Here is a 14,222-nt window from a genome sequence, read left to right as displayed (position 1 = left end):
ATCATGTGGTTAAAATTTCAAAAAGAATTACGGAATGCTCTTGTTTTTGCAGTAATTATCTCTCTTGTTATGATCGTTGTACCGCAAAAAAAATTATTAGCAAATGAATTAGAACGTTCTTTAGGTGATATCTCCTTAGTACCATTGGATGACCGCCAGTTTAATGTATACACTCCAGAAAAGATAGCAGAGATTGGAGGTTTCCATGTGAATACACCTAAAATAGATCTTTTAGGAAAGTACTTTACCCCTGGTAACAGTAAGGCTATTGGTGAATGGTGGATTGATAACGCTTCCAAAACCTCATCCTCTGTAGTTGCGATACCAATGTTAGCATACGGAGGATTGATTAACTCAAGGTATGAGGAAATATCTCTCGAAAATGCTAAAGAGAATTTAAACGTTCTCAAGGAGTTTAAAAAACAAAATCCTGATAAAAAATTGTATGCTTATGATACCTTAACCAGATTAACAATCTCCCCAACAAGAGACTATCCAGGGAACTTTGCAGGTGAGATACGAGAATGGGCCATTTTAAAGGACAAAATTGAAAATCTTGGAATGAATGAGCCAGAACTCATCCAAAGGTACGAAGAACTTAATACAACGATTCCCGGTGAACTAATCAAAGACTATTTAAAAACTCGTGAGCGGAATTTTTCTATTAATAATTTAATGATTGATTGGGTAAATGAGGGAATTATTGATTATTTAATCATTGGTCAGGATGATGCAGAACCGCATGGATTACATCGTCCGGAACATGCTGCATTAGAAAAAAGGATTCATAATTTAAACCTCGAAGATAAAATAGATATTTTACCTGGTGCTGATGTTGTCGGTGCATTATTAATCACTAAGCTAATGATGGAAAAAATCGACGTCCACCCTAAGGTATATGTAGAGTACTCTCGTATTCATGGAGACGATTGGATTGCCCCCTATCAAAACATACCTTATAGTCAATTAATTAAAAACTATATAACCATACTGGGTGGCACAATTGTATCGGAACCAAATGAAGCAGACATCTTACTAATGGCCAATTCTGCAGGTGCGGAAGAAATTAATACATTCGCTGACAAAATATACGAATATATTGGGAAAGGTTATAACGTTACTGTCGGGGATGATGCTAGAGCAGGTGTAGCCGATTCGGAATTAATCGATCTCTTAAGTAAACGAATAAAGTTCTCCGATCTTTATGGATATTCTGGATGGAATATTGGTGTATCCATTACTCAATCTTTTGCTAGGTTTGGACTTTTAGAATCAATCACGAATGGTAAATTAAATATTCTAGAAAGTTCATCCGTAGCCCATCTAGAGCTTTTATTAGAAGCCTTGGCTCATGAGGATGCATATCGGAATTTTGTACGTGATGACACCAAAAAGTTTGCGGAGTCATTTGGTGAAGATCCGCAAAACATCATTAACAATTTTGAAGAAGTAAATCAGTTTGCTGTTTCAAAAACCATGCCCCTTGCGAATGAATGGTTTAAAAATCATTTTTTAAACCAACAAATAAAACTTGGAGGAAATGAAAATATTATAGGAACTGTAACCGGATTATCTGAATGGGATATGTTTTTGCCATGGAATAGATATCAGGAATTAGCTGCATTTCCAGAACTAGCGTTAACTCTATCACCTACTCACAAGAATGTTCTTGTCCGAAATACTCCGATGCCTTTCAGTTCAGTTGCTTCCCTAGGTAATAAAACACAGAAAGTCAGTGTTCTTGTAACGAATGAACATACATTACCAATTAAAGGAGAAGTAATACTTGAATTACCTGAGGATTGGAGTGCAACCTTAGACGAAGGTGACTTTTCTCTTGATCCAAATGAAAGCACCATGATTTCCTTTATTGTAAACATTCCATCTGATGTAACACCTGAACAAACATACCAACTGTTGTCTAACGTAAATTACAATCTTATAAGAGGCAATGGTCAGGCACATGGTCAATCGCAAAAAACTTCTACGAATACATTTTACATTACACCTAAACATATTAATCATGCCCTTGAAACAAACGGTGGCGTTGCTACTGCAAGCAGTCAGTTCAGTACTTACAAGGCTAATTTCGCTATTGATGGAAATGCCACGAATGTTAGAAGCAGATGGATTTCCGCAAAAGCCGATATAAACTGGTTACAAGTAAACTTTCCTGAAAAAAAAGCAACTAATAATGTAAAAATCATCGGTTATAATGGGTATGAACTCAATGATTACAAGGTGCAGGCACTTCAAAATGGGAGTTGGATTGATGTAGTATCTGTTTCCGGAAACATTGAAGCTACAACGGAACATGTATTTGAAACAATCGAAACTGATGCTGTCCGTCTTTTGATTACAAAAACTAGAGATGGAATGGCAAGGATTTATGAGTTCGAAGTATATAAAAAATAGTTTAAAGTTACTGAAACACTGGTTTAGTTTTATTTACACATTAGAATAGCTAACTAATAATAATTGTTGCCTTCTTGTCTTCGAATTTCAGGGTGTTACACCATTCTAATCAGACAAGAAGGCTTTTGCTATTCCTGCTTCCCCATACATCGTAACCTCTAAAAGGCACCTATAATACCGAACACCTCCAAGGCATTCGGGTCTCCATTTATACCAGTATCTTCAACGTTTGTCCAATACTTAGGATGTCACTTGTTAAGTTATTTGCCGTTTTTATGTTGGCCACGGTGGTGTTATAGCGTTTGGCAATTCCGTACAGGGTGTCACCGGACGCGACGGTATGCACCACAACATTTGTTGGAACTTTCAATACTTGTCCGACGTAGATCATGTCTGACGTTAAGTTGTTTGCATTTTTTATAGCGGTCACGGTGGTGCCGTTTTTAGTAGCAATTGCAGACAGTGTATCGCCTGCCACAACTGTATAATTCACGGTGTACGCAGGTGCAGTTGTACCACCATCATCCCCAGCCGGTACAGGAGACGGTGCCGGTGCAGTAACTTCATCCGTTGGCACCCGCAATACCTGTCCGACATACAACGAATCCGATGTTAGACCGTTTACCTCCTTCAATTCACTCACCGTTGTATCGTTGCTGTTCGCAATTACCCATAGTGTATCCCCTGCAACAACCGTATACGTTTTATAGTTCTGAACTGGCCCAGTGTAGACCGGCGATACAACTGGTACGGTGTTAGGCAATGTTGTCGTGTAGCTGTTCCAGACGCTTTTGTTTTCCTGGCCAAGGCTCCAGTTTCCAACGCCGCGAAGATTGTATTTACCGACAAGCCCAAGCTTTGCCTGTATGGATTCGTCATTTTCAAACCAAATCGTGTAGGTTCCTGGTGAAAGCGCAGCACCATTCACAAATGTCACCGGATCGCCCTCTTTTATCGTGACAATCGCTTTTGGTGTTTTGCTTACCTCATCAAACACAACGGTGCCATTATAGCGATCAATCATCGTCTGGACCTGCGAGTTTGAAATACCATAGCCACCATAGCTTTGGCCCTCCATCCAATAGCGCCCAAAATGCGCGATTCCAAGGACAATTTTATCCGGTGCGACATCCTGTGCCAGTGCGTACTGAATTGATTTTTCAACCCACGAATAGCTCGCAACCGAGCCAGGGTCGCCACCCTGATAGCTCTCGTCATACGTCATGATCATGAGATAATCCGCATACTTCGCAAGATTTGTGTAGTCGTAAGACCCATGCCACCCTGCATTCCAGCCATTCGGATTGGCTGCAACGGCAACGGAAACCTCCTTTGTCGGCGGTATTTTTTCGCGCAGCAGCCGAACAAATTCGGTATAGTTGGCGCGGTCCGCATCGGTTACATTTTCAATATCAACATTGACTCCATCGAGATTATAACGTGCGATGGCATCGGCAATTTGCTGGGCCGCAAGCTCCTTGTTAGCAAGCATCGCCCGACCCACATCACGATTCCAATGATTACTTAAAAATGGAACAACGCGCACTCCTTGTCTGTGCATCGTTTCGATAAAATTCGGGTCAACCTGATAGGTGAGCTTCAGCGTCCCATCAGCATTGATATCAAAATAGCTTGGTGACGCAATATTCACCGCATACCCCGTTGAATTAACGGTATTTACATATTGCTTCGTGTTGCCAAAGTACATATACCCAAGATTGACAACCTCGCTTGCTGTAATCGGCAGGCGTAATGTTTGGTTCGGCTGAAGCACGTCACTTGTCAAATTATTGAGCGACATCAATGAATCAACCGTCGTGTTATAGCGCTTCGCGACACTATACAAAGTATCACCTTGCGTAACGGCATACGAACTCATCGCAACATTGGTGACCTCGCTCGTATTTCCAGCGACATCGGTTTGTGTAACCGAAGCCGAAGCTACGTTAAAAGCGCTGTCGACATACACATCTACAGAATAAAATCCATTATCATCAGCATTTGCGATTCGTGTCACGAGTACATTTTTATCAGCATCAAAAAGGGAAACCTCAACCCTGGCGTTCGCCTCGGCCGTTCCGATTACTGTATAAATGTACTGCAAATTTTCATAGCGGAAGCCATTCTTCGTTGCGACCGCATTGTCAACAACTGTATCCTTCTCAATCGTCAATGCCTCTGCAATACTTCGATTCCCCGCTCGATCCGTTTGTCGCGCTTCAAAGGTTAACGGTCCATCCTTCAGTCCCGAAAGATTCAAGTTGGCACCGAACGTCCCATTTACAACCTGGGCAGTTTGCCGCACCGTTGTCGTGCCATCACTCACAACTATCTCAATGGTCGCCCCTTCTTCGACGCTAGAGCCTGTAATGGTAAAATTGGTCTGGTTGGCGCTGTTGACATACGTTGGTTGATTCGTCACCACCCCAGCCGGTGCCGTTGTATCTTTTTCAAACGAAAAGCTTTGCGCGTCACCCACGTTTCCTGCATTGTCTGTGGCGCGGAATGAAGCAGTCAGCTCTCCATCTTTCAACGTACTCAAGTCAAAAATTTCCTCAAACCTGCCATCGTCATCCGTTTCCACCGTTTTCGTGACCACATTGACACCGTCCGAGATTTCAATCACCACTGTACTATGTGGTTCGACGACACCGCGAATAGGGTAGACCAACACATTATCCGAAAAAATGGGCAGCTGCGTTTCCAACTGAATCGCGTTAGGTCCCACTGTATCCTTGACCAAGGTCTTTGTGACTGCAGGGCTTACATTTCCCGCTCGGTCGATCTGGGTCAATTCAAACGATACATCTCCATCTGAAAAGGCAGTTAAATCAACTGGAACACGGTACTCACCGTTTTCATTTGTCGTTGCGGTCACAACCTGTTCCTGACCACTTCCGTTAAAAATACGAATATGGAGATCTGAATTTGCCTCCGCTTTCCCGGTTAACTCGTAGGTTGCTTGATTTTCACCGGTAATAAATTGATTATTATTAAAAATCGGTGCGATAGGTGCTTTTGTGTCTTTTTCAACCGTTACATTACTAACATTGCTTGTGATGCCGGCCGCACTTGTTTGAAATGCAGAGATTGTCAAATTCGTATCCAACATGGCACTCATATCAATAGCGACATTGTATTCCCCGTTTTCATTCGCAGTCGTCGATGTGATGATATCCGGATTCACCCCGTCAGACACCGTAATATCAACAGTCGTACCCGGCTGTGCCATTCCAAAAATGTGATAAGTCGCTGCATTCATACTGTTGATGATCTCTGTATTGCTAATAACTGGTGGTGCAAAGGTTGTTTCCTTGATGAGTGTAGCCTGCTCGACTCCACTTTGATTTCCATGTTCATCGACTGCACGCGCTGTAACAAAAATTTCCCCGTCATTCAAACCGCGGAGGTCGACATTTGTGCGGAACTCACCACTTTCGTTCGCCACAGCTTCTACCGTTAATTCTGGATTCACTCTATCTGAAAACACAATTTGGACGGTCGAACCTGGGTCTGCCATTCCAACCAATGTATAGCTGTTGGCATTTTGTGTGGTGATGGGTTGCTTTGTGTCTATGACAGGCTCACCCACGATAGAGTCCTTTGTAACGGTAACTTGTGCTGGTGTCGAACGATTTTGAGCATCATCAGTTGCGGTTGCTGCAATAGTGATTGCACCGTCATTCAAACTAGACAGATCAAGAGCAGCCTGAAATGTGCCATTTTCATTCGTTGTAATGGTTGTTTCCACACTTGTATTAGCGCTGTCTGTTGCGCGAACGGCAATGGTCGCATTGGGCTCAGCCGTTCCAGCGAACGTATATTGGGCTACATTTTTACCGGTGATGTCTTGTAATTCCTGAAAAATGGGCGCCGCCACTGCGGTATCTTTTTTCAACGATAGTTTCGTCATACCACTTTCATTTCCAGACGAATCAACGGCTTTCGACGTAATTGAGATCGGACCGTCACGCAATTTACTGAGATTCACGAACGTATTAAATTCGCCTTTTTCATTTGCAAGAACTTCCGTCGTAATCGGTGCATTCACTCCATCAAAAAAGACAATTTGCACTCGCGATGCAGGCTCAGCCGTTCCTTTCAACGGATAGGCGGCAGCTGATTGGCTATTAATGATCTGTGTAGTAACCAATGTCGGTGCTTCTAAGTTAATTACAGGTGTTTCCTGTACAGGCTCTTCTGGTGCGGTTGGCGCTACCTCACCAGGAATCGTTAACACCTGACCAATAAATAAATTTGTCGTCGTTAAATTGTTCGCAGCTTGGATTGCGTCAACGGTTGTACCAAATCGTTGCGAAATGTTATATAGGGTGTCACCTGCAGCGACCGTATAGGTCGATGTGACAGGTGTTGGTTCCGGAGCAGGCGCTGTTGGCGTTGGATTTGTCGGTGCAACCACAACTGGTTCAGACGCACTTCCCGGAATTTTCAACACCTGTCCGATATTTAACACATTTGACGTAAGGCTGTTGAGCGCCTTTACCTCATCAACTGTCGTACCAAACCTTGTAGAAATCCCATACAACGTATCACCCGCGGCAACTGTATATGCGAACGTATCTTGTGTTGGCGCTTTATCCTGGGTTGGTGCAGGAGCGGTTGTTGTCTTTGTTTCCTCTACTGGCTGTGGCGCTGGTGTTGTTGTCTTTGTTTCTTCCACAGGCTTTGGTGCCGGTGTTGCCTCCAACAGTGGAATCCGCAATTTTTGTCCGATCATCAGCATGTCTGATTTTAATTGGTTGGCTGTGCGAATTTGGTCAACGGTTGTGTTATACCGCTTTGCAATATTGTAAAGCGTGTCGCCTGAGGCCACCGTATAGGTGAAAAACGGCAATTTCAGTTGTTGACCAACAAATAGCATATTTGTCGTCAGCCCATTAACTTTTTTAATCGAATCCACTGACACATTGTAGCGCATGGCAATCGAGTATAAGGTATCACCCGCTTTTACCGTGTAAATGTCGTTGACTGCTTGCGTTTGACCGCTAATGGTTTGAGCTCCAACGTTAGGGGCGGTCGCTCCTAAATAAAAAGTCGTGATCAGCATTGAACCCGCTAGCACCTTCGCAACCTTAATCGGCAGATGCGGGAATTTTTGTTTAACGAGATGGCGAATTTGTGTATTCAAGTCCTTTTTTTCGTGTTGAAAATACCCGCCAAACTCGGATGCAAATTCCGTCATTTGCGAGTCCAAGAAGACCACAAGTGTATACTCATCCTTATCTTTTACAAGCTTATATCCTTGAATTTCCAAACGGAACACCTCATTATCCAAACTTTGGTCTTAGTTTCTCACCTTCCTTTTTATTCATTCCTTTTTTAGACATGAAAAAGCACCCGACGAATTTCCATCAGGTGCCAAGTTTTCTACGATATACTTTTCTTCGTCTCATACGGTGGGTTGGCCTTCATGCTTTGTGGCAGCATTTGAATTGAGTGAATAAACTCCTGAGTAGCATTAAGTAATTTGCTAATTAATTACTTCTTTTTCAATTTAAGAAGTTCTTCTTTGGGTAGTCCGGTCATTTTCTCAATAAATGCAAGATCTAACCCTTCTTGCATAAATTTCAATGCATATTCGTAATCTTTTTCTGCTCTACCTATCTCTCTTCCTAATCTCCGCTCTCCTTCAAGGTTACTTAACAAGTCACGCAACTCTTTTGCTCGCGCTTCATAAATGACACGATTTTCTTTATTTGCACTTATTGTTTCCCACTCAATGAGTGCTTCTTTTACTTGTTCGATGTTCATTGCCCATTCCTCCAATTCGGACATTAATTCATCGTCTAATTTATTTTCCGGATAATCCACTGCGGTTAACATTAATAACCAAGGCAGTTCTTTGTTGTCGTTCAGTTGCCTTCGGTATTTTCTCCATTTTACCACGAAAGAGGTCAAATCAAACACATGGAATTCAAGTTGCTCGCTCCATAGAAAATGGCTACTTTTTTCTCGGATATGAAAAATAGTGTGGAAATCATCAGTTTTAGTAGGAAAAAGTGAGAAGTTTAAAATTGAAATAGAAATCGTAGGACGCAGTTTGCGATATTGGTCACTAGAATGTATGGAGGAAGAATAAGTCTTTGCCCAATAATAGAGAATTCGCTCGGGTAAATCATGTTGGTTAATCACCAGAATTTCAACATTGATATTTTCACTGTTCTCAGTAAGTACGGCTAAATCCAACCGAACTGTTTTTCCATCCTTAGTCTCCTTTGAAATTTCAGTATTAATAAATTGCAAATCTTTAATTCTATTGTGTCCTTTCCTACCTAACAAATCATTCAGAAAAGCAATTGTAATATGTTTTCGACTTGGCTGACCAAATAATTGCTTAAACATAAAATCTACTTTTAAATCGAGGTATTCTGGTTTCATCTGTATCTTCCTTTCGGGGTTATTTATCGGGGAGTATAGAGGCATATGTAACAAATATCCATTTCGACATGAAACCACATTTTCCTGCAAGTTGTCAAAAATATAATGCACCCGACTACACAAGTCAGGTGCACATCATTTCTACGATATACTTTTCTTTGTCTCATACGGTGGGTCGGCCTTCATGCTTTGTGGCAGCATTTGAATCGAGTCAATAACACTATCAAGCTTCGTTTCGATCCGGTGCAAAAGATAAAATGTCACGACGACAGGAAAGCCAACCTCTTGAATTAAAGGCAAGAACTGTTCCACCAAAACTCCTCCTTCCTCTAAAAAAGTAAAGCCAACTTCCTAAAGAGAAAGTTGGCCCAAGTCCAATTAAAGTTCAACTGTTTCAACATTACGCTCGACCAAGCGTGCGCCTTTTTTCTCGACAATTGCACCACCAGGTGTGAGAAACACATTTGTTGATACAATGAGATCCATTGCAGTGGAAACCGCTGCTGCATCAACAGGTTCGATTGGATTTTCAATGGAAATTGTCGCCGTTTTTCCATCTTCATTTTTAAATTGCATTTCCAATGTTTTTGCCATTGTTATTCCCCCTTTCTATCCATTTTGTTTAAACCTTACTGTCCGTCACTAGCTAGTGAATAGCTGTCATTACGCTCAATTCCGATAAGCTGTAACGATTGAAGCTTTTCGATTGAAACGGCTACTGCATACAAATCTTCAGCTGTTACAAGTGGGTTGATGTTGTTGTAGTTTTTATTTTTGTACGTCATCTGACCTTTGTCATCAAGCCCATTTTCAAACTCAAGGCGCAACTGTGTACGTTGAATGTCCGTTAATACTGCCATGTCCCTCACCTCCTTTACACCTATGTTATAGAGAGGTAAGGGGCAAAAAGGGGCATCGATTTTAAAAAAAAGCAAAAAAAATACCTCCATAAAGGAGGTTCAACAAAAATATATAAACAAAGGGGGGAATACACTATCATCATTGCCAGATCACAACCATCTTATACACATAAAAGAAAAAAATATCTGGGGTTCCAATAAATTCATTATAATGGCTCATACTAGTCGTATAAGTTGCATTTGCCGAGGTGTACGTATGATTTCAACTATTCTATTCGAATTTACAAACTCCCACATCACCTTTCAGTATATTTTGTTTAAAGGTATGAGCCTAGTATTCCCAGAAGATGACGGCCTTTTTACCAGTAGTCTCTTTTTTCCGTTTCTTATATTTAGTTTGTTTTTATGCATGTTTATTGCGATTCTCGGCAACAGGTATCAGCGAAAATTAAACAAACAAGAGCGCTATTTTCGCCCTCTTTACGATCTAAACCCAAGCTCGATTATTATGATTGATCCGAGCGGATTCATCATTGACTTAAACCCAAGTTCAGAAAAACTAACGCAGATGGATAAAGAAGATATTATTGGCTTACATTTTACTCATTTTTTACCTAAACATGAGCAAGAGGTGACGAAACAACGATTTGAAAAGGTATTGGCGGGAGAAGTTGTGGAATATGAGGTTCAAATCCATAACTCCAACGGCGACATGATTGATGTATTTGTCCGGAATATCCCAATTGTAGTAGAGAACAAGATCCATGGAATCTACGGGATCATTATGGATATCACCAAGGAAAAAAGAAACATGGAAAAAATCCACTTCATGGCCTACCACACGCCTCTCACTAATTTACCGAATAAACGGAAACTTAGTGAGGATGTGGGAGAAATATTGGCGCATCGAATTCCATTTAGTCTCATTTATCTTGATTTGAATGAATTTAAAAAGACCAATGACCGTTATGGACATTTGGCTGGGGATGCAGTTCTAATGGAGGTTGCTAAACGCCTCAGAGAGGTAGACGACCAAGGTGTTGCCTATCATATAGGTGGCGATGAATTTGCCGTGACTCTTCCCGAGGTTCAGCATGAAGCGATTGAAAAAATCGCACTAGGCATAGCTAATGAAATAAGCCTACCAATTACCTATCATGAATTTACCTTAGAGGTCTTTGCAAGCCTCGGAATTGCGCGTTTTCCGTTTGATGCTGAAACCATCGAGGAAATACTACAAAAAGCGGATCTAGCCATGTATGCATCTAAGGAACTCGGTCGGGGCCACCTTGTTTTTTATCATGATACTCTCTTGAAAAAGGTTGAGGAACGCTTTAAGCTTGAGCAAGATTTAAAGGAAGCTCTTGAAAAACGGGAGTTTGAATTGTATTATCAACCACAATTTGAAATCTGCACAGGAAAATTTTGTGGGGCTGAAGCTTTATTACGTTGGAATCACCCTGAAAAAGGGATACTTAGTCCCGACGTATTTATCCATGTCCTCGAGGAAACCGGTCTAATTGTGGATGTCGGTGAATGGGTGATTACAGAAGTTTTGGGATGGATATGTTCGTGGACCGAGGCGGGCTATGAGTTTGAGCACATTTCAGTGAACCTGTCACCAAAGCATTTTGAAAAACATAGCCTATGTCGTTTTATAGAGGAAGTGAATCATGAGCACACCTCATGCCTTCATCGCTTAGACATCGAGATAACCGAAAGTGCCTTGATCAATTTGGAAAAGTCAATTGATTCCGTCCGCGAATTGAAGAAACTTGGGATTAGCATCAGCCTTGATGACTTTGGCACCGGCTATAGCTCCCTAAGCGTTCTTCATCAACTACCCATTGACTGTTTAAAAATTGACCGTTCTTTTATTCAGAATTTTAATTCAGATACCAAAGCTCTCATTCAAATGATTATCCAAATGGCCGATAACCTAAACGTCAAAGTCGTCGCCGAAGGCATCGAAACAAACGAACAACTCACATTTCTCATCAACCAAGGCTGCACCTACGGCCAAGGCTACTACTTCAGCAAGCCCCTCCCCCAAACCGAATTCGAAGAAAAGTGGCTAAAGGGACCATAGGGACGGTTCTCGTGGTCCCTTTGGGCAAGGAGTCCACGGGCGCAACAGAGCCACAGGCAGAGCCACAGGGACGGTTCCTGTGGCTCCACTATCAACAAATGTCCGCAGTTTAATTCCGTTCAAACGAAGAGATGTGACAGAAGCTTCAACCAACCAAAAAACGCAATCCAAAGAGGTATACTCAAGGTCGTTCCCCACACCATACCAACTGCTAATTGATTCGTATTCTCTTCCATCACTTCGCCTCCTCACACTCTCTTACCTATATTATAACGAAATAATGATAACGCTTACACATAAACTCATCAACAAATTATGCCAAATTGCATCAAAAAAAGAACCCCTTGGTGTGTTTGTGCCTGATTTTAGATCTACACGAGGTGGTTCAAAACATCGCTCTACCCAGCATCACTGGTTTGCTTCTGCTGAATAAAATTATACCCAAAGCTCCCTTTTTGAAGTAGTGATGGCGGTGGCACCCGCTTCAAGTGCCTTTTGCACTTCCTCTTTTGTCCGAATCAGCCCACCTGCTAGCACCGGAACATTCAATCTCTCTTTCACCTCTTGGATCATCCACGGCATGGCTCCTGGCAGCACTTCAATATAATCAGGTTGATTTTTTTCAATTAGCTTATAGCTTTTTTCAAGCGCATGCGTATCAATCAAAAACATCCGCTGTATCGCGAAAACTCCTTTTTGCTTCGCCTTTTGAATCACACTTGATTTCGTCGAGATTAACCCATACGGCTGAAACTCCTGGCAAATAAATTCCGTCGCATACTCATCACTTTTGATCCCTTGTACCATATCCACATGAAAGATCATCTTCTTCCCATATTCATTGGCCATCCTCTTAATATGTTTCAACTGAGCAATGTGAATTTCCGTAAAAACCCCGATTTCATATTTACTTTTTAAAAAATACTCGAATTCTTTCATCGTCGTTGATGCGGGTAAAATTTGTTGATCCACCAGTCTCCCCTCCATCTCTTTAAACTAGTATACACTTTCGGTTACAAACAAAAAAAGAGCCCTACTCAACATGAGCAGGGCGAAAAGAGAAAAAAGTCTACAGGTAAAATATATAGTCAAATGTAGAAAACCCCTATTCTCTACATTAACTAACAAGATTATGATTGGTTATAATACCAATCTAGTATTTTACTATAATTATATAGTACCAATGTATTAGGAAATTGTATATTGGGAAAATCGGTGTAAAAATATAGCGATTATTGGCACTTTTTGAGGGTGACTTTCCTAAAAAGGGGCTTTTTTAGCGATTTTTGTCTAAATTTGACCAAAATATTTTAATTTTTTACTACACGTTTCCACATTTTTATCAACATGGACATGCTATTATTTTTTAAATAGATTATAAAGGTAAAAAATAATATAAAAATAATGTGTTGACTGGGGGAGGAGTGCTAAACTTGCCTTATTATACCTTTAAAGAAATTTGGACACCCTTAAAGATCGTGGGAATTCGTTTTTATAAAAGACTGGAAGATCGGCTGTATTTTGTGAGATATGGCAAAGGACCACGTCGTCCTTTCTTAACTCGCTTAAGTAAATTTAGCGCTAGGGCTTAGGCTCTAGCCTATTTTTTTGGGACAGAGGGACAGGTTCGTTGTCCCACACCAAATTAAGGAGGAAATCTTGTACTAGGACAACTTTTCGAAGGCATATCCATAATAGTAAACAAGCTTAAGGGGGCTTTTGTTTACTTATGAGAAGACGACGCGGCTTGCCCATTCAGTTAATTTTGATCATAGTTGGGGCCATTCTTTTTGTAATTCTAGTTATATCATTTTTTCGTTCATCACCGGAGGAAGAAGCCAAGGAGCTTGTTCACTCCTTTTATAAATACGAACAGGATGCCGATTTCGGAAGCTCCTGGGAATTATTCCATCCCCTGATGCAAGAGCGGTTCCAAAAAGCCGATTACATCCAGCAGCGCAACCATGTGTTTGTTGGACATTTCGGAACTGACACGTTCAAGTTCACGATAGAGGACGCCGAAAAACTCAAATCCTGGCAGATGACGCAAAACTCCACTACTTTCCATGATGTCTATAAAGTCCCTATCACTCAAACCTACAAAAGCACATATGGAACCTTCTCCATCCACCAAGATGTTTTCGTGGTTCATGAAGATGGGGACTGGATGCTCTTGTGGTCGTATCGATAAGATGTGATGTAGCGGCAGAACGCAATGTTTGGGCACTTTCTAACGATAGGGACTGGAAAACACCATTAAGTCGATTGTTCGACTTAATGGTGGCTGAACTTGAAACAAAAAAGTACCGTAATCCATCTGGGGGGACCACAGGAAGAACGAAATCGCTACGCGATGGCTCTTTAAAAGCCCGCACGGACTAAAATTAATAAAAAAAAATGAAAAAGTATTCTCATTGTGGTATTGTTTAATCGCCAAACCAAACAAAAATTCACAGAGA

At 41.3% G+C, this 14,222-nt stretch carries 10 protein-coding genes; 4 read left to right on the top strand and 6 right to left on the bottom strand.

All coding sequences use genetic code 11. From position 1 onward, the window contains the following. The first annotated feature begins 3 nt into the window (after nucleotides 1-3). Complete coding sequence (locus E1I69_RS12925) at nucleotides 4-2,415, top strand: DUF4127 family protein (RefSeq protein WP_136380015.1); 2,412 nt, start codon at nucleotides 4-6, stop codon at nucleotides 2,413-2,415. Nucleotides 2,416-2,623: 208 nt separating this feature from the next. Here the strand turns inward: E1I69_RS12925 and E1I69_RS12920 are convergent, their stop codons facing one another. The 5 genes from E1I69_RS12920 to E1I69_RS12900 all read right to left on the bottom strand — a co-directional run bounded on the left by E1I69_RS12920 (nucleotide 2,624) and on the right by E1I69_RS12900 (nucleotide 9,674). After that, entirely contained in the window at nucleotides 2,624-7,249 is a 4,626-nt protein-coding gene (locus tag E1I69_RS12920) for a LysM peptidoglycan-binding domain-containing protein (RefSeq protein ID WP_242634591.1), read from the bottom strand. Nucleotides 7,250-7,914: 665 nt separating this feature from the next. Further along, nucleotides 7,915-8,814 (bottom strand): Rpn family recombination-promoting nuclease/putative transposase, encoded by a 900-nt coding sequence (locus E1I69_RS12915; RefSeq protein ID WP_136380013.1) that lies wholly within the window; start codon nucleotides 8,812-8,814, stop codon nucleotides 7,915-7,917. A 141-nt stretch (nucleotides 8,815-8,955) separates the two neighbouring features. After that, complete coding sequence (locus E1I69_RS12910; protein WP_136380012.1) at nucleotides 8,956-9,126, bottom strand: YvrJ family protein; 171 nt, start codon at nucleotides 9,124-9,126, stop codon at nucleotides 8,956-8,958. 66 nt (nucleotides 9,127-9,192) lie between these two features. Continuing rightward, nucleotides 9,193-9,408 (bottom strand): DUF2922 domain-containing protein, encoded by a 216-nt coding sequence (locus E1I69_RS12905; protein ID WP_136380011.1) that lies wholly within the window; start codon nucleotides 9,406-9,408, stop codon nucleotides 9,193-9,195. 35 nt (nucleotides 9,409-9,443) lie between these two features. After that, nucleotides 9,444-9,674 (bottom strand): DUF1659 domain-containing protein, encoded by a 231-nt coding sequence (locus E1I69_RS12900; protein WP_136380010.1) that lies wholly within the window; start codon nucleotides 9,672-9,674, stop codon nucleotides 9,444-9,446. A gap of 256 nt (nucleotides 9,675-9,930) precedes the next feature. Between E1I69_RS12900 and E1I69_RS12895 the strand changes: the two genes are divergently transcribed. After that, nucleotides 9,931-11,763 (top strand): EAL domain-containing protein, encoded by a 1,833-nt coding sequence (locus tag E1I69_RS12895; RefSeq protein ID WP_161974890.1) that lies wholly within the window; start codon nucleotides 9,931-9,933, stop codon nucleotides 11,761-11,763. A gap of 435 nt (nucleotides 11,764-12,198) precedes the next feature. Here the strand turns inward: E1I69_RS12895 and E1I69_RS12890 are convergent, their stop codons facing one another. Further along, nucleotides 12,199-12,750, bottom strand: coding sequence for a glycerol-3-phosphate responsive antiterminator (locus tag E1I69_RS12890; RefSeq protein WP_136380008.1), 552 nt, complete (start codon nucleotides 12,748-12,750; stop codon nucleotides 12,199-12,201). Between the two features lie 742 nt (nucleotides 12,751-13,492). Here E1I69_RS12890 and E1I69_RS12885 point away from each other — a divergent pair. Next, nucleotides 13,493-13,954: a hypothetical protein gene (locus tag E1I69_RS12885; protein ID WP_136380007.1), complete on the top strand. Its 462-nt coding sequence runs from the start codon at nucleotides 13,493-13,495 to the stop codon at nucleotides 13,952-13,954. After that, nucleotides 13,939-14,145 carry a hypothetical protein gene (locus tag E1I69_RS12880; RefSeq protein WP_136380006.1) on the top strand — a complete coding sequence of 69 codons (207 nt, stop codon included), beginning with the start codon at nucleotides 13,939-13,941 and terminating at the stop codon, nucleotides 14,143-14,145. The genes E1I69_RS12885 and E1I69_RS12880 overlap by 16 nt, the downstream gene beginning before the upstream one ends. Nucleotides 14,146-14,222 lie beyond the last annotated feature (77 nt).

It is taken from the genome of Bacillus timonensis (assembly GCF_004799755.1).
Classification (GTDB): domain Bacteria; phylum Bacillota; class Bacilli; order Bacillales; family Bacillaceae_L; genus Ferdinandcohnia; species Ferdinandcohnia timonensis_A.
The sequence above is the reverse complement of the archived record's forward strand: the minus strand, read 5'-3'. Positions and strand labels throughout refer to the sequence as shown.